The organism is Bifidobacterium eulemuris, assembly GCF_014898155.1.
GTDB lineage: Bacteria > Actinomycetota > Actinomycetes > Actinomycetales > Bifidobacteriaceae > Bifidobacterium > Bifidobacterium eulemuris.
The window spans coordinates 1,862,363-1,878,542 of the sequence record NZ_CP062938.1; the positions used below are offsets into that span (position 1 = coordinate 1,862,363).

The window sequence follows — 16,180 nt, forward strand, 5'->3', positions numbered from 1 at the left end:
GGTTTTAGTTGCCAGCGCAACGGGGCGCGCAAGCGCTGGGAATGAAAACCGCGAATCGTTATGGTGGGGTGAGCTTCCCTCCTGAGGCATTGAAGCCGCAGCAATCGGAAGCGGAGGATAGGAACAAAGGAGTCAACGAATGAAAGAGGATTCCCCCACTCGCACAAGCCGCCGGTTGCATGCCGTGCTGCGCAGCGCCGCGGCCGTGGCCTGCACCGTCGCCGTGGGCGTCGGCCTGGCCGGGTGCGGTTCGAGCACCGCGGGCACGGTGACGCTGGATTTCTTCCAGTTCAAGTCCGAGGCCGCCGACCAGTTCAAAACGATGATCGAGGAGTTCGAAGCGGAGAACCCGACCATCAAGGTCACCATCAACAACTCCGCCAACGCGCAGACCGACCTGCGCACCCGCTTCGTCAAGAACCGCATCCCGGATGTGATCACCTTCAACGGCGACATCAGCTTCGGCTACTTCGCCGCCTCCGGTGTGTTCTACGACTTCACCGACGAGGAGATCGTCGATGAGCTCAACCCCGGCATGGTCGAGATCGCCAAGAACCTCGTGCAGACCACCGACCAGTCCAAGAAGCGCCTGTACGGCCTGCCGTTCGCCGGCAATGCCTCCGGATACATCTACAACAAGGCGTTGTGGCGCGAGGTGGGGCTGGATCCCGAAAATCCGCCGACCACTTGGAGCGAGTTCACCGTCATGTTGGAGACCTTCCAAGAAGCCGGCATCAACCCGCTGCAGGGCACGGTCGCCGACGCATGGACCACGCAGGCGCCGCTCGCCTCGCTGGCTGGCACGCTGGTTCCCGAAAGCGAATACACGGGCCTGAAAACCGGCGAGACCACCTTCCAGGAGATCTGGACGGAGGCCGTGGAGAAGGAAGCCGAACTGTTCACCTACTCCACCGCGGACACAGGCGTCACCTACCAGCAGGGCACGCAGAACTTCGCCAACGGCGAGGCCGCGATCATCCCGCTCGGCACCTACGCCATCCCGCAGATCCTGCTCATCAACCCCGATATCGAGCTGGGCTTCGCGCAGATGCCCGCCTCCGACGATCCGGACGAGCAGATCCTCACCGCAGGCGACGACGTGATGCTCACCATCGGAGCCGACACCAAATATCCCGAAGAGGCGATGAAGCTCGTCGAATTCCTCATGCAGGAGGAACAGCTCAACGCCTACGCCGACGCGCAGTCCGCCATCACCCCGCTTAAGGAGACCCACTTCGGCAACGAGGCGCTGGAAACCGTGCGTTCCTTCTTCGAGGAGAACCGTCTGGCCGACTTCTGCGACCATTACATCCCCTCGTCCATCAACATCGGCGGCTACCTGCAGACCATGGTGACCAGCGGCGACACCGACCGCTTCCTGAACCAGATGCAGAGCGAATGGGACAAGGTCCAGGCCAGGACCTTCGAGTGAGCGACGAAGAAAGAAGAGACATGATGAGCAACGTCAAATCCGCCAAGAAGAAGGTCTCCGCCTTCTCCACCCGCAAGGTCGACCGCGCCTATTATTGGATGGCCGTGCCCGCGGCGATCATCTTCGCGATCTTCCTGTACGTGCCGTTCCTGCAGGGCGTGTTCTACTCGTTCACGAACTCCCAGGGCTACGGCGACTACAAGTTCATCGGACTGAAGAACTACTTCGCCCTGTTCCAGGACAATCGCGTGGGCCACGCCTACCTGTTCACCTTCGCGATCGCCATCGTGATCACCGTTCTGGTGAACATCATCGCCATGTTCCTCGCGGTCGCGCTCAACGGCAAGATCGCGTTCAAGAACGGCTTCCGCGCGATCTTCTTCATCCCCTACACCCTGTCGGTGCTGGTGATCGGCTACGTGTTCAAATACATCTTCATGAACCCGCTGCCCGAACTCGGCAAGGCGCTCGGCATCGAGTGGCTGTCCAGCTCGCTGCTCACCAACGAGCAGCTCGCGTGGATTCCGATCGTGTTCCTCGCCGTATGGCAGTCCGTCGCTTATTCGGTGCTGCTCTACCTCGCCGGCCTGCAGACCATCGACGAGGAGATCTACGAGGCGGCCGCGATCGACGGCGTGAACTCCTGGCAGAAGTTCTGGAAGATCACCTTCCCGCTGATCGGCCCCTTCTTCACCATCAATCTGGTGATCAGCCTCAAGAACGCGCTTAACACCTTCGACCAGGTGGTGGCGTTGACCGAAGGCGGTCCGAACTCCTCCACCGAAACGGTGACCTATCTCATTTGGAAGGGCGGCCTGACCGGCGGCGAATACGCCTACCAGACCGCGAACGCCGTGCTGTTCTTCGTCGTGCTGGCCGTGATCGCCATCGTCCAGCTGAAGATCTCCAACAGCCAGGAAAAGATCTGAGAGTAGAGGGTAAGCATTATGACCAGCGCAACCAACACCTCCGTCGCCTCCGCCACGGAGTCGGCAAGCCTCAAATTCCGTAAGGACCGCAACATCAACTGGTGGCTCACCGCCGTCGTGGCCGTCCTGTCCCTGACCATTCTGATCCCGCTGTACTTCACCATCGTCACGGCGTTGAAAACCCCGGCCGAGGCCGGCACTTTCGCCCTGCCGACCAGCTGGGAATGGCATAACTTCCTCGACGCCTCCAACAAGGTGAACTACCCCAAGGCGGCGCTCAACTCCGCGATCATCACCGTCGCCGCGGTGGTGCTCACGCTCATCACCAACACCTTCGTGGCCTACGCCGTGGCGCGCAATCAGGACAAGCGGTTCTTCCGCTTCCTGTATTACTTCTTCATCCTCGCCATGTTCGTGCCGTTCTCGGTGGTGATGCTGCCGATCGCCAAGCAGATGGGCACCCTGCATCTCGACAACCAGCTCGGCTTGATCGTGCTGTACACGATTCTCGGCCTCGGCACGAACCTGTTCATCGCCACCGGCTTCATCAAGTCGATTCCCGTCTCTCTGGAAGAGGCGGCCCGCATGGACGGCGCCAGCACCTGGCGCATCTTCTGGCAGATCATCTTCCCGCTGATGGGACCGATCAACGCCACCATCGCGATCACCACCTGCCTGTGGGCGTGGAACGACTTCCTGCTGCCGTTGATCGTGCTCACCGACCAAAGCAACCAGACGATCCCGCTGGCCCAGTACGTGTTCAGCTCGCAGTTCGCCACCAACTACCCGATGGCGTTCTCCAGCTACCTCATGGCCATGGCCCCCGTCCTAGTCGTCTACATCTTCGCCCAAAAGTGGGTCGTTGGTGGAGTAATGCGCGGCGCCGTTAAGTAATTACTTTCCGACGCGCCAATCCAGAAGCCCGATGGGAAACAAACCCATCGGGCTTCTAGCATAAAGACATCAAGCCAAAGAAGGTGTCCTCATCCATCCGATGCCGCCTCTCATTGGCCCAACGAAAACGTAGAACACAGAAAGGAACTCGACGATGACTTCTTTGAATCGACCCGCCCTTGCCGACTCCGTGCGCACCAACGGCGCGACTGCGAATCCGTGGTGGTCGAACGCCGTGGTGTACCAGATCTACCCCCGATCCTTCCAAGACACCAATGGTGACGGTTTCGGCGATCTGAAGGGCATCACCTCCCGTCTCGACTATCTGGCGGACCTGGGTGTGGATGTGCTGTGGCTCTCCCCGGTGTTCAAATCCCCGCAAGACGACAACGGCTATGACATCTCCGACTACCAGGACATCGACCCGCTGTTCGGCACGCTCGAAGACATGGACGAGCTGCTCGCCGAAGCGCACAAGCGTGGCCTGAAGATCGTGATGGATCTGGTGGTGAACCACACCTCCGACGAGCACGCGTGGTTCGAGGCCTCCAAAGACAAAACCGACCCGCATGCCGACTGGTATTGGTGGCGCCCGGCCAAGCCCGGCCACGAGCCCGGCACTCCCGGCGCGGAACCGAACCAGTGGGGCTCCTACTTCGGCGGCTCGGCGTGGGAGTACTGCCCCGAGCGCGGCGAATACTATCTGCACCAGTTCTCGAAGAAGCAGCCCGACCTCAACTGGGAGAATCCGGCCGTGCGCAAGGCCGTGTACGACATGATGAACTGGTGGATGGATCGCGGCATCGACGGTTTCCGCATGGACGTGATCACCCTGATCTCCAAGCATGTGGACGCGAACGGCGAGCTGCCCGGCATCGCCGGCGCCCTGACCGAGGATCTGCCGGTGGGTGAGGAGGGTTACTCCAGCCCGAATCCCTTCTGCGCGGACGGCCCTCGCCAGGACGAGTTCCTCGCCGAGATGCGTCGCGAGGTGTTCGAGGGACGCGAGGGCTTCCTGACCGTGGGCGAGGCGCCCGGCATCACCCCCGAACGCAACGAGCACATCACCAATCCCGCGAACAAAGAGCTGGATATGCTCTTCCTCTTCGACCATGTCGGCGAGGGCGAGGGCCGCTCCAAGTGGGAGCTGGTGCCCTTCCAGCCGTCCTGGCTGCGCGACAAGCTTGCGGCCCAGCAGGACGCGGTGAGGAACGCCGGTTGGGCCAGCCTGTTCTTCTGCAACCATGATCAGCCGCGTGTGGTGTCCCGTTGGGGCGACGACTCCACCGAAGAGGCCCGCGTGCGTTCGGCCAAGGCGTTCGGCCTGCTGCTGCACATGCACCGCGGCACCCCGTATGTGTATCAGGGCGAGGAGCTGGGCATGACCAACGCGCATTTCACCTCGCTCGACCAATACCGCGACTTGGAGTCCATCAACGCCTTCCGCCAGCGTGTTCAGGAGGCGAAGATTCAGAGCCCGGAGTCGATGATGGAGTCGCTGGCCGCCATCAGCCGCGACAACGCGCGCACCCCGATGCAGTGGGACGCCTCCGTCTACGCCGGCTTTACCGCGCCCGACGCGGACGTCGAGCCGTGGATCAGCGTGAACCCGAACCATGCCGCGATCAACGCCGCCGCCGAATTCGACGATCCGGACTCCGTGTACGGCTTCTACAAGCAGCTCATCGCCCTGCGCCACGACAATCCCATCGTCTCCGCCGGCGATTGGAATCCGGTCGACGGTGCGGACGAGCATGTGTACGCCTTCGTACGCGAGCTTGACGGACGTCGTCTGCTGGTGATGGTGAATCTCTCCGGCCGTCCGGTCGATCTGCCCGCCGAATCCGCCGCCCTGCTGGCTGCCGGAGTCGACGAGTCCCAGATCGTGATCGCCACGCGCGGCGCCTCTCACGCCGTCGTCTCCATCGCCAACAACGAGCTGGCCGGTTGGGAGGGCGTGGTCATCGCCCTGTAAGCCACATGGATTGTCTGCTTGTGGCAGACCTCTCGCCCCGCACACGTGCTGTGCGGGGCTTTTCATATCGGTCGGCCATCCCATCCGTCGGGCGTTCGTCCGCCGTTTGGCCGACCGCCGCTTACAATGCACACTATGGAACAAAAGGACGTCCTTAAAGCATTGCAGCGTGACCATGCGGCCGAATTGAAGCTCGCCGCCGAGCGATTGAAAGGCACGGCCCGTCGCACGGAACCGATTCCGTCGCCCGCCCTGTCCGAGATGACCGGCCACGAGATCATTTTGAAGCCGGAGAACCTGCAGGTCACCGGGTCGTTCAAGATTCGCGGAGCCTACAACAAAATCGCCTCCTTAAGCGAAGAGGAGCTGGCGCGCGGCATCGTCACCGCCTCCGCAGGCAACCATGCCCAGGGCGTCGCCTACGCGGCCCGCGAACGTGGTGCCAAGGCCACGATCTGCATGCCGACCATCACCCCGCCGCTTAAGGTCGACGCCACCAAGGCCTACGGCGCGGAAGTCGTGCTGCACGGCGACGTGTTCGACGAATCCGCGGCCTATGCCGCCAAGCTCTCCGAAGAGCAGGGCATGGTCTATGTGCCGCCCTTCGACGACTATGAGGTGCTGTGCGGACAGGGCACCATCGGCCTGGAGATTCTCGAAGACGTGCCGAACGTCACCGACGTGATCGTGCCGCTCGGCGGCGGCGGCCTCGGCGCCGGCGTCGCGCTCGCCATCAAAACCTTCAAACCTGAGGTGCGTGTGATCGGTGCGATCCCCGAGGGAAGCCCCGCCTTCAAGAACTCCTTCGCCGCGGGCCGCGTGGTGCCCGCCGATCAGGTGGTCACCTCCGCCGAAGGCGTCGCCGTCAAGCATCCGGGCGACCTGACCTTCGCGCTGCTCAACGAGTTCCTCGACGACCTCGTCACCGTCACCGAGCGCGACATCAACGAGATGATTCTGCTCATGCTCGAAAAGCACAAGCTGGTGGTGGAGGCGGCCGGCGCGGTGTCGCTCGCCGCGCTGGAGCATCTCAACCTGCGTTCGCGCAAGTTCGCTTCTGCCCACGGCCCCCATGTGGTGGTGCCGATCATGTCGGGCGGCAACATCGACACCGTGACCATGGGTGCCGTGATCCAGAAGGGTATGATCGCCCGCGGCCGCATCATGAACTTCGAAGTCGAACTGCCCGACACCCCCGGCCAGCTCGTCAAGGTGGCCACGCTGCTCGCCCGCGAACGCGCCAACGTCATCGCCCTGGACCACGACCAGTTCAAGGCGTCCGGCCACTACACGAACGCGGTGGCGCTCGGCGTCACGGTGGAGACCAACGGCCCCGACCACATCGACCGCATCCTCGCGGCCCTCAAAGAGGCCGGCTTCACCCCCAACCGCATCTACTGACCCTCCTCCCGCCTCCGTTCAGTCCACTGAGCGGAGGCGAGTCCGTATTCAGGCGCAAATTCAGTCGGAGGCGAGGGTCTCCTCAACCAGCTGCGGCAAGGCGACGGCGATATCCTCATGGATAAGCCGCGTGGCCAGTCGGTCGTACTGCGTGCGTCCCATATTCATGATGGTGATCGGCACGCCCGCCTCGGCGGCCACCGGCACGATGCTCGCCGCCGGATACACCTCCAGCGTGGAGCCGATTACCCACAGTTCATCCGCCCGCGCGGCCAGACGGTACGATTTCTCCATCGCACCCTCCGGAAGCATCTCGCCGAAATACACCACGTCGGTTTTGATCAGACCATTGCAGGGCATATCGCCGGAATACGGCAGCCGCCTGCGGCAGTGCGGGTCGGGCTCCTCGTCCAAGCGGTCCATGATGTCTGCCGTGTCATATTTCTGATGGCATTTCATGCAATGCGAGGTGCCGATGGTGCCATGCAGATTCACGATCACCTCATCGCTGTTACCCGCCTTCTCATGCAGTCCGTCGAAATTCTGCGTGGCGAGCAGGCTGAGCATGCCCGCCTGTTCGAGTTTTGCCAGCGCGGCATGCGCGGTCCCCGGCTGGGCGTTCCAGACTGGCGACTCCTTCTGCCATCGCCATGAGTAGGCACGCGCCTGCGGGTCGCGTAGGAACAGGTCGATGTCGTAGACGCTGGTTTGTTCCGGATGTTTGGTCCATACGCCGTCCGGTCCGCGGAAGTCGGGGATACCTGCGGAGGTGGAGATTCCCGCGCCGGTCAGTACTGCGATTGTTTTCGTCATGTCTATAGGTATACGCGCCCGCTGTTGCTCATACAACCGGATGTTTGGATTGCATATGGTGCGGGTGATGTCTGTCGGTCGCGTGGATGTTCGCTTCGTCTGAAGAGGATGCCATGCGTGCATAGGCATATGACGCGTGTGAAGTGATGCGGGTCAGTTGTGTCTGGTTGATTGCGACGCCATTCGCGTCGCATTTCACAAGAGAGCGCGGCGAAAGATGGTTCATTGGCGGACGAAAGGCGCGACACGCCGTATCGGAATTGATTTCATTACTTTCCGAGCGTCTTATCCGCGATATTCTGGTCTCAATACGGGCAAAAAGCCCTTTTGTGACACGCCGAAAGAACCGTGTGATTGCAACGGTTCTTCGCTTTTCTGCGCCTTGCGATTTGCGTAAAAGGGCAAAGGCGTGTAAGTTTATCTCTTGCTGCTCAGCACGGCGCTCAACTCCTCGGGGTTGGTCGAAGCGCTGATGTGGTGGTGGTTTGAGAACTCAAGAGCGTGTTTGTACTACTTCTTTATAGTCAATGATTGCCAGTTCATTGCCCGCCCGGTTTTGCCGGGTCCGCGGGAGCGGTTAATGGGTGGTGAGGTTTTTGTGAGAGTAATCCTTCCTTATAGGATTTTCTCGTCATTTTCTTTTTATGAAAATAGTTTGAGGGTCATTAATGGTTCTCTTCGCTTAGTTTTTTTGTGGAGGGTTCGATTCTGGCTCAGGATGAACGCTGGCGGCGTGCTTAACACATGCAAGTCGAACGGGATCCCTGGCAGCTTGCTGCCGGGGTGAGAGTGGCGAACGGGTGAGTAATGCGTGACCGACCTGCCCCATGCACCGGAATAGCTCCTGGAAACGGGTGGTAATGCCGGATGTTCCACATGATCGCATGTGATTGTGGGAAAGCTTTCGCGGCATGGGATGGGGTCGCGTCCTATCAGCTTGATGGCGGGGTAACGGCCCACCATGGCTTCGACGGGTAGCCGGCCTGAGAGGGCGACCGGCCACATTGGGACTGAGATACGGCCCAGACTCCTACGGGAGGCAGCAGTGGGGAATATTGCACAATGGGCGCAAGCCTGATGCAGCGACGCCGCGTGCGGGATGGAGGCCTTCGGGTTGTAAACCGCTTTTGTTGGGGAGCAAGCGCAAGTGAGTGTACCTTTCGAATAAGCACCGGCTAACTACGTGCCAGCAGCCGCGGTAATACGTAGGGTGCAAGCGTTATCCGGAATTATTGGGCGTAAAGAGCTCGTAGGCGGTTTGTCGCGTCCGGTGTGAAAGTCCATCGCTTAACGGTGGATCTGCGCCGGGTACGGGCAGGCTGGAGTGCGGTAGGGGAGACTGGAATTCCCGGTGTAACGGTGGAATGTGTAGATATCGGGAAGAACACCAATGGCGAAGGCAGGTCTCTGGGCCGTTACTGACGCTGAGGAGCGAAAGCGTGGGGAGCGAACAGGATTAGATACCCTGGTAGTCCACGCCGTAAACGGTGGATGCTGGATGTGGGGCCCGTTCCACGGGTTCCGTGTCGGAGCTAACGCGTTAAGCATCCCGCCTGGGGAGTACGGCCGCAAGGCTAAAACTCAAAGAAATTGACGGGGGCCCGCACAAGCGGCGGAGCATGCGGATTAATTCGATGCAACGCGAAGAACCTTACCTGGGCTTGACATGTTCCCGACCGCCCCAGAGATGGGGTTTCCCTTCGGGGCGGGTTCACAGGTGGTGCATGGTCGTCGTCAGCTCGTGTCGTGAGATGTTGGGTTAAGTCCCGCAACGAGCGCAACCCTCGCCTGATGTTGCCAGCGGGTCGTGCCGGGAACTCATCAGGGACCGCCGGGGTTAACTCGGAGGAAGGTGGGGATGACGTCAGATCATCATGCCCCTTACGTCCAGGGCTTCACGCATGCTACAATGGCCGGCACAACGGGATGCGACATGGCGACATGGAGCGGATCCCTGAAAACCGGTCTCAGTTCGGATCGCAGTCTGCAACTCGACTGCGTGAAGGCGGAGTCGCTAGTAATCGCGAATCAGCAACGTCGCGGTGAATGCGTTCCCGGGCCTTGTACACACCGCCCGTCAAGTCATGAAAGTGGGTAGCACCCGAAGCCGGTGGCCCAACCCTTTTTGGGAGGGAGCCGTCTAAGGTGAGACTCGTGATTGGGACTAAGTCGTAACAAGGTAGCCGTACCGGAAGGTGCGGCTGGATCACCTCCTTTCTACGGAGAATTCAGGCCAGTGTCTGCTGGCCGGTGTGAACGCCTCCATTCTTTCCGGCGCGTGTGGCGTCGGGTGGGGGCTTGCTGGTGTGGAAACGATTGTTGGCTTCCATGTCCTTTCGGGGGCGTGGGGTTGTGGTGCGGGCATGCTTTTGGGCTCCCGGACCGCCACCCGCGACGAAATGTCGTGGGCGTGGGTCCGCGCCCGTCGGGTCCGTCCCGTCCCCAAAGGGGGATCGTGTGATGGTCTGGCGTGTGCGTCGGTGGTTTGAGAACTGGATAGTGGACGCGAGCGAGTATGGGACACGTTGTGTTCCGTCTCGCTGTTGATTTCGATCGAACTCCTCAATTTTTGTTTGAGGGTGTTCGTTTGATCGTTTTGTTGATCGTTTAGTGTGATGATTTGTTGTCTAGGAGTTTGCTGGTGTTCTTGCGGCACGCCTAACAGTCCTGTTGGGTGTTGGGTGTTGCTTGCAAGGGCGTATGGTGGATGCCTTGGCAGACAGGACCGATGAAGGACGTCAGGGGCCGCGATAGGCCTCGGGGAGCCGCCGACTGGGCTTTGATCCGAGGATCTCCGAATGGGGAAACCCGCCAGCCGTCATGGGCTGGCACCGCTTTCAAGCGGGGGGTACGCAGGGAAGTGAAACATCTCAGTACCTGCAGGAAAGGATATTCCGTGAGTAGTGGCGAGCGAAAGCGGATCAGGCTAAACCGTCCGCGCGTGATACCCGTCGGGGGTTGCGCGGGCGGTGTCGCGGGAACGCGCCTCCGGGCTCCGACGGGCCCGGCGGGAGTGATAAAACCATGTGTCAGGGGAACCGGGTTGAATACCGGGCCGCAGAGGGTGATGGCCCCGTACCTGAACGCGCATGGTCTCCCGGCCGCGTCTCCCAAGTAGCACGGGCCTCGTGGAATCCCGTGTGAATCTGCCCGGACCGTCGGGTAAGCCTAAATATTCCTGTCTGACCGATAGCGAACGAGTACCGTGAGGGAAAGGTGAAAAGTACCCCGGGAGGGGAGTGAAACAGTCTCTGAAACCATGCGCCTACAATCCGTCGGAGCCTTTCGGGGTGACGGCGTGCCTATCGAAAAATGAGTCTGCGAGTCAGTGGTACGTGGCGAGGTTAACCCGTCGTGGGGGATCCGTAGCGAAAGCGAGTCTGAATAAGGCGTCTGTTAGTCGCGTGCCCTGGACCCGAAGCGGGATGATCTAGCCCTGAGCAGGTTGAGGCGCGGGTAAGACCGCGTGGAGGACCGAACCCACTTAGGTTGAAAACTGAGGGGATGACTTGGGGTTAGGGGTGAAAGGCCAATCAAATTCCGTGATAGCTGGTTCTCTCCGAAATGCATTTAGGTGCAGCGTCGGTTGATTACATCCGGGGGGTAGAGCTACTGGATGCTTGCGGGCCCATATCGGGTACCAATAGCAACCAAACTCCGAATACCCGTGATGCGTATTCCGGCAGTGAGTCGGCGGGGGATAAGCTCCGTCGTCGAAAGGGAAACAGCCCAGATCGTCGTCTAAGGTCCCTAAGCGTGTGCTAAGTGGGAAAGGATGTGGAGTCGCATAGACAGCCAGGAGGTTGGCTTAGAAGCAGCCATCCTTAAAAGAGTTCGTAACAGATCACTGGTCTAGTGGTTCCGCGCCGACAATGTAGCGGGGCTCAAGCACACCACCGAAGACGCGGCAGTGGATTATTCCACTGGGTAGGAGAGCGTCCCCTGCGGGGCGAAGCGGCCGTGCAAACGCGCCGTGGACTGCAGGGGAGTGAGAATGCAGACATGAGTAGCGAAAGCGGGGTGAAGATCCCCGCCGCTGGATGACTAAGGGTTCCGGGGCCACGTTCATCGTCCCCGGGTTAGTCGGGTCCTAAGGCGAGGCCGACAGGCGTAGTCGAATGGAAGAACGGGTCGATATTCCCGTACCGGCTTTCAGCCGCCCAAACCGAGGCTTGGAGTACTAACCTTGCGTCTCGGGCTTACTTCCCCTTCGGGGGTGGGATGCCCGTTTCGTCTGGGACCGATCCTTGTAGTAGGTCAGCGCAGGAGTGACGCAGAGAGGTAGCCGGCCGCGGAGGTGGTTTTCCGTGGTCAAGCGTGCAGCCCGTCCCCCAGGCAAATCCGGGGGGCATGAGGGCGAGGCGCGATGATGGGGCCCGTAAGGGGCCGAATCCGGTGATCCTGGCTGCCGAGAAAAGCTTCGGCGTTAGGCTGTTGGCCGCCCGTACCCCAAACCGACACTGGTGGTCAGGTAGAGAATACCAAAGCGATCGAGCGAATCCTGGTCAAGGAACTCGGCAAATTGCTCCCGTGCCTTCGGTATAAGGGAGACCCCCTCGCGTGAAGCGGCTTGCCCGTGGAGCGTTGGGGGGTGGCACAGACCAGGGGGTAGCGACTGTTTACCAAAAACACAGGTGCATGCGAAGACGTAAGTCGCTGTATATGCACTGACGCCTGCCCGGTGCCGGAAGGTTAAGAGGATCCGTCAGCTTTTTGCGAAGCGGTGAATTCAAGCCCCGGTAAACGGCGGTGGTAACTATAACCATCCTAAGGTAGCGAAATTCCTTGTCGGGTAAGTTCCGACCTGCACGAATGGCGTAACGACTTCCCCACTGTCTCGACCAGGAGCTCGGCGAAATTGCAGTACGAGTAAAGATGCTCGTTAAGCGCAGAAGGACGAAAAGACCCCGGGACCTTTACTATACCTTGGTATTGGCATTCGGTGCGGATTGTGTAGCATAGGCGGGAGGCTACGAGACCACGGCGCCAGCCGTGGTGGAGCCGTCGTTGAAATACCGCTCTGTTCGCATTGGATGTCTAACCTCGACCAGTCATCCTGGTCAGGGACAGTGCCTGGCGGGTAGTTTAACTGGGGCGGTTGCCTCCCAAAGAGTAACGGAGGCGCTCAAAGGTTCCCTCAGCCCGGTTGGCAATCGGGTGGCGAGTGTAAGTGCACAAGGGAGCTTGACTGCGAGACTGACGGGTCGAGCAGGGACGAAAGTCGGAACTAGTGATCCGGTGCCGGCGCACGGACGCGGCATCGCTCAACGGATAAAAGGTACCCCGGGGATAACAGGCTGATCATTCCCAAGAGTCCATATCGACGGGATGGTTTGGCACCTCGATGTCGGCTCGTCGCATCCTGGGGCTGGAGCAGGTCCCAAGGGTTCGGCTGTTCGCCGATTAAAGCGGCACGCGAGCTGGGTTCAGAACGTCGTGAGACAGTTTGGTCTCTATCCTCTGCGCTCGTTGGAATCTTGAGGAGGCCTGCCCATAGTACGAGAGGACCTGGGTGGACGAACCTCTGGTATGCCGGTTGTCGCGCCAGCGGCACGGCCGGTTGGCTACGTTCGGAAGGGATAACCGCTGAAAGCATCTAAGCGGGAAGCCTGCTCCAAGATTAGGATTCCATGCGGCCTTCGAGCCGCTGTAGCCCCCATGCAGAACACGTGGTCGATAGGCCGGATGTGGAAGCCCCGCGAGGGGTGGAGCTGACCGGTACTAACGGGCGAAAGGCAACATCACATCCCTCCCCTTGGGAGGGAGCCGTGAGAACGATCCGGCAGACCGCCGGACGACAAGGAGCATTATTCCGGTCCGACACTGCGATCAAACACGAAACAACGCGTCCGCTAGCCGGTTCCCAAACAACCGACGGAAACCTCCCCCGCGAGGGTATAAGAGAAGATTTGCGGCGGCCATGGCCTGGGTGAGACGCCCGGTCCCATTCCGAACCCGGAAGCTAAGGCCCAGCACGGCGATGGTACTGCACCCGACAGGGTGTGGGAGAGTAGCACGCCGCCGCATTACACGAACACAGGACCCCGGTCGAGCCCCACGGCTCCCGGGGTCCTGCCATACCCCCGGACAAACACCCACGGCGGGATCCCGGCCGCCACGCAAGACGCCCGGGGCCCGCTTTAACCGGGCCCCAACCCGCGACCCGCGACGAACCGGAACCCCGCCTCCTTGTTCCAAGACGCCGGGGATCCCTCGACTCCGCTCGGGACGACGGATGCGCGTCCGGTCCGTCGGGTCGCGTTCGGGGACTGCGGGACGGCCTCTCCCCGTCATCCCGAGCGCAGCGAAGCGCAGCCGAGGGATCCCAGAACCAACAACACACGAGGAATCCCAGCGCCAACAACAAAACCCTCCGATGGACGGACGCTCTCAGCGAGGCATCCATTCATCGGAGGGTTTGTTATATGCGCTGAACCTTGCGGAACCTAACCGATGGAACTATCGGTCCAGACGGAAGCCTTGGGTCTCGGAAGGAGGCAGTACGGGCTTGTTCAGCACGCCCTGGTCATTGGCGACGCCGGCGATCTAATCGCTGAACGCATCGACCGGACGATCCGCCGCGCGCAAATCGTAGTAGCGGTGCAGCGTCTCGTCGAAGGCGGCGAGGTCGGTGCGGAAGGACTCTTCGTTCGCGGCGTCCGCGGGATAGGTGTTCTCGAAGAACTGCATCGAACGCGGCATGCGAGGCTTGACCTCCGGCTCCTGATCGGGTTTGCCGATGGCCAGGCCCAACACCGGGTAGGTGTGCTCAGGCAGCTCAAGCAATTCGATAAGCGCGGGAACATCGTTCAGCAGCGAGCCGAGGATCACGCAACCCAAATCGAGGGCGTAGGCAGCGGTTTCCATCGCATGCAGAGCCAGCACGGCGTCGTTCTGGGCCTGCGTGTAACGGTAGCTGGAGGTCAGTGTGTACTCGTCTGCGGCGACGTCCACGCCTTTACCGGCGGCGATGCGAGCGTTGCGATGCTCGTCGAGCACAAACACGTACAGCAGCGGCGCGGAGGCGATGTAATGCTGATGGCCGATCGCCGCGAGCTTCGCTTTGACCTCGGGATCGGTGACGCGGATGGCCGACCAGTCGTTGAGGAACTGGCTGGATGCGGCATGCTGCGCGACGGTTTCCAACGTGGCGACGGTATCGGCGTCGATGGCCTCGTTCTTGAACTTGCGGATGGAACGGCGGTTCAGCAGGGTGCTGATAACCGGGTTATCAATGATATGTTCGCTCATGCGCTAATTGTTGCAGGAGCGAGAAGAAAAAGCCAAGCGAATATCGCTATCAGGAAAAGTCAGCGGCGGGTTTTGCGATGCCTACGGTCGACCAGCGCTTGGGAGCCGCGATCAGAGAGCTGAGAGACGATGGCGCCGAAAGCGGCGGAGGCCGCGGCGAACGCCAGACTCATCACCAGTCCTTGCTGGGCTGCATCGTCGACGGTTTTGCCTTTGCGCCCCGGGCCGCGATCCCACAGCAGCTGGAAGGCCTTGCCCGCGACCAGGCCGGCGAGTGTGGGCAGCGCGAACTTGATGAGCTTATCGCCCAAGGAATCGGGATCATTGAGTCGTTGGTCTCGCATGGCGTTCACCTTGTCGTCTATGGCATGGAACTGGGCGACGATGCGGTCCGCCGAAGAACCCTCGTAGTCGTCTTGGTAATCCGCGTACACGTCAGTCATGGACTCCTAGTGTAGTTCGTGGCACGTAAAACATCTTGAGGGAGCCCGTGTTCACTGATAGGCGCGACACCACGCGACACCACGCCGTTCCTCATAAGCCGACGCGTGAGAGTGGACTACAGTGGAGCGTATGACAACACAGAACGTTGACGGCAAAGCAGCCGCGAAATCCGGTCGTCTGGTGCTGTTGCGCCATGGACAGACCGCTTGGAGCGAATCCGGACAGCATACCGGTCGCACGAATATCCCGTTGACCTCCGAAGGGGAGCGCCAGGCCATAGCTGCCGGCGACCGCCTGCGGGAGGCGTTTCCCGACGGGTTCGCGCAGGGATGCGTGTTCGCGAGCCCTCTGCGCCGCGCCCAGCAGACCGCAGATCTGGCGGGATTCACGCAGCGCGCCACGCTGGACGGCATCGCCGAATGGGATTATGGCCGTGCCGAGGGGCGTACTCGCCAACAGGTGAGCGAGGCCGCAGGCTTCGCATGGGATGTGTGGCGTGATGGCTCGCTCGCGCTGCCTGAGTCGCTTGAGGGCGATTGGGAGGAGACGCTGCCCAGCGGCGAGCGGATCGCCGTGCACAATGGCAGGGGGGAGACTCTGGATGAGGCCGCTGCCCGCGCTCGTGGCGCGATCGCCGAAGTGCTGCCGTTGGTCGAATCCGGACGGGATGTGCTGTTGGTGGCTCATGCGCATATTCTGCGCATCCTCACTTCGCAATGGTTGGGCGTGGAACCCGAGTTCGCACGGCAGCTGCGTTTGGACACGGCGCATTATTCGGTGCTCGGGCAATACAAGGGCGACAACGTCATCGAGCGTTGGAATAGCTAATCTGAAATCGAGAAACGGCCGCAGGGTATTTCGGTCCGCAGCAGCGTTATCGCGCGCTGGGCGGCTCGCCTTGCGGCCGTTCGTTTATGCGCTGCGGATTTGGTCTGGCGTCATCGGACGATGAAGGGGCTGGTCCCGCCTGGTGGGGTAAAGACAAACGGTTGCTGCGGACTATAGACATTCGATGGGGAAACGTCGAAATCTTTGCCAACG

Annotated in this window: 8 protein-coding genes, 3 rRNA genes and 1 pseudogene; 9 read left to right on the plus strand and 3 right to left on the minus strand. The window is 60.9% G+C overall.

Features of this window, described 5'->3' with window-relative positions; translation table 11 throughout:
- The first annotated feature begins 139 nt into the window (after positions 1–139).
- The 5 genes from BE0216_RS07915 (at position 140) to ilvA (ending at position 6,631) form a co-directional block, all read left to right on the plus strand.
- Complete coding sequence (locus BE0216_RS07915; protein WP_094637778.1) at positions 140–1,432, plus strand: ABC transporter substrate-binding protein; 1,293 nt, start codon at positions 140–142, stop codon at positions 1,430–1,432.
- Between the two features lie 20 nt (positions 1,433–1,452).
- The gene (locus tag BE0216_RS07920; protein ID WP_404801811.1) at positions 1,453–2,361 is read left to right on the plus strand and encodes a carbohydrate ABC transporter permease; all 909 of its coding nucleotides are present in this window, start codon (positions 1,453–1,455) and stop codon (positions 2,359–2,361) included.
- Positions 2,362–2,379: 18 nt separating this feature from the next.
- A complete protein-coding gene (locus tag BE0216_RS07925) occupies positions 2,380–3,255 on the plus strand; it encodes a carbohydrate ABC transporter permease (RefSeq protein ID WP_094637777.1) in 876 nt (291 codons plus the stop codon).
- Between the two features lie 154 nt (positions 3,256–3,409).
- Positions 3,410–5,230 (plus strand): alpha-glucosidase, encoded by a 1,821-nt coding sequence (locus BE0216_RS07930; protein ID WP_094637776.1) that lies wholly within the window; start codon positions 3,410–3,412, stop codon positions 5,228–5,230.
- Positions 5,231–5,365: 135 nt separating this feature from the next.
- Positions 5,366–6,631, plus strand: coding sequence for a threonine ammonia-lyase (gene ilvA, locus BE0216_RS07935; protein ID WP_094637775.1), 1,266 nt, complete (start codon positions 5,366–5,368; stop codon positions 6,629–6,631).
- A gap of 60 nt (positions 6,632–6,691) precedes the next feature.
- On the opposite strand, the gene BE0216_RS07940 is transcribed toward ilvA, so the two are convergent.
- On the minus strand, positions 6,692–7,444 hold the full coding sequence (locus BE0216_RS07940; protein ID WP_094637774.1) for an SIR2 family NAD-dependent protein deacylase: 753 nt from the start codon (positions 7,442–7,444) through the stop codon (positions 6,692–6,694).
- A 690-nt stretch (positions 7,445–8,134) separates the two neighbouring features.
- Between BE0216_RS07940 and BE0216_RS07945 the strand changes: the two genes are divergently transcribed.
- From BE0216_RS07945 to rrf, 3 genes are all read left to right on the plus strand, one after another.
- Positions 8,135–9,661, plus strand: a 16S ribosomal RNA gene (locus BE0216_RS07945).
- A 463-nt stretch (positions 9,662–10,124) separates the two neighbouring features.
- A 23S ribosomal RNA gene (locus BE0216_RS07950) occupies positions 10,125–13,189 on the plus strand.
- 165 nt (positions 13,190–13,354) lie between these two features.
- Positions 13,355–13,471: ribosomal RNA gene (gene rrf, locus BE0216_RS07955) — 5S ribosomal RNA — on the plus strand.
- The 16S, 23S and 5S rRNA genes sit together here, the layout of an rRNA operon.
- 432 nt (positions 13,472–13,903) lie before the next feature.
- Here rrf and BE0216_RS07960 read toward each other — a convergent pair.
- Both BE0216_RS07960 and BE0216_RS07965 read right to left on the minus strand, forming a co-directional pair.
- Positions 13,904–14,695 (minus strand): annotated as a pseudogene (locus BE0216_RS07960) (nitroreductase family protein).
- Positions 14,696–14,754: 59 nt separating this feature from the next.
- Complete coding sequence (locus BE0216_RS07965) at positions 14,755–15,138, minus strand: DUF4235 domain-containing protein (protein WP_094637437.1); 384 nt, start codon at positions 15,136–15,138, stop codon at positions 14,755–14,757.
- A 130-nt stretch (positions 15,139–15,268) separates the two neighbouring features.
- Here BE0216_RS07965 and BE0216_RS07970 point away from each other — a divergent pair, with 130 nt between their 5' ends.
- The gene (locus BE0216_RS07970; protein WP_169714292.1) at positions 15,269–15,967 is read left to right on the plus strand and encodes a histidine phosphatase family protein; all 699 of its coding nucleotides are present in this window, start codon (positions 15,269–15,271) and stop codon (positions 15,965–15,967) included.
- Positions 15,968–16,180: the final 213 nt, after the last annotated feature.

Bases quoted from the DNA above. Each gene is read 5' to 3' on its own strand.
- BE0216_RS07915 (WP_094637778.1), top strand. From the start codon at position 140: ATGAAAGAGGATTCCCCCACTCGCACAAGCCGCCGGTTGCATGCCGTG.
- BE0216_RS07920 (WP_404801811.1), top strand. From the start codon at position 1,453: ATGATGAGCAACGTCAAATCCGCCAAGAAGAAGGTCTCCGCCTTCTCC.
- BE0216_RS07925 (WP_094637777.1), top strand. From the start codon at position 2,380: ATGACCAGCGCAACCAACACCTCCGTCGCCTCCGCCACGGAGTCGGCA.
- BE0216_RS07930 (WP_094637776.1), top strand. From the start codon at position 3,410: ATGACTTCTTTGAATCGACCCGCCCTTGCCGACTCCGTGCGCACCAAC.
- ilvA (WP_094637775.1), top strand. From the start codon at position 5,366: ATGGAACAAAAGGACGTCCTTAAAGCATTGCAGCGTGACCATGCGGCC.
- BE0216_RS07940 (WP_094637774.1), bottom strand. From the start codon at position 7,444: ATGACGAAAACAATCGCAGTACTGACCGGCGCGGGAATCTCCACCTCC.
- BE0216_RS07965 (WP_094637437.1), bottom strand. From the start codon at position 15,138: ATGACTGACGTGTACGCGGATTACCAAGACGACTACGAGGGTTCTTCG.
- BE0216_RS07970 (WP_169714292.1), top strand. From the start codon at position 15,269: ATGACAACACAGAACGTTGACGGCAAAGCAGCCGCGAAATCCGGTCGT.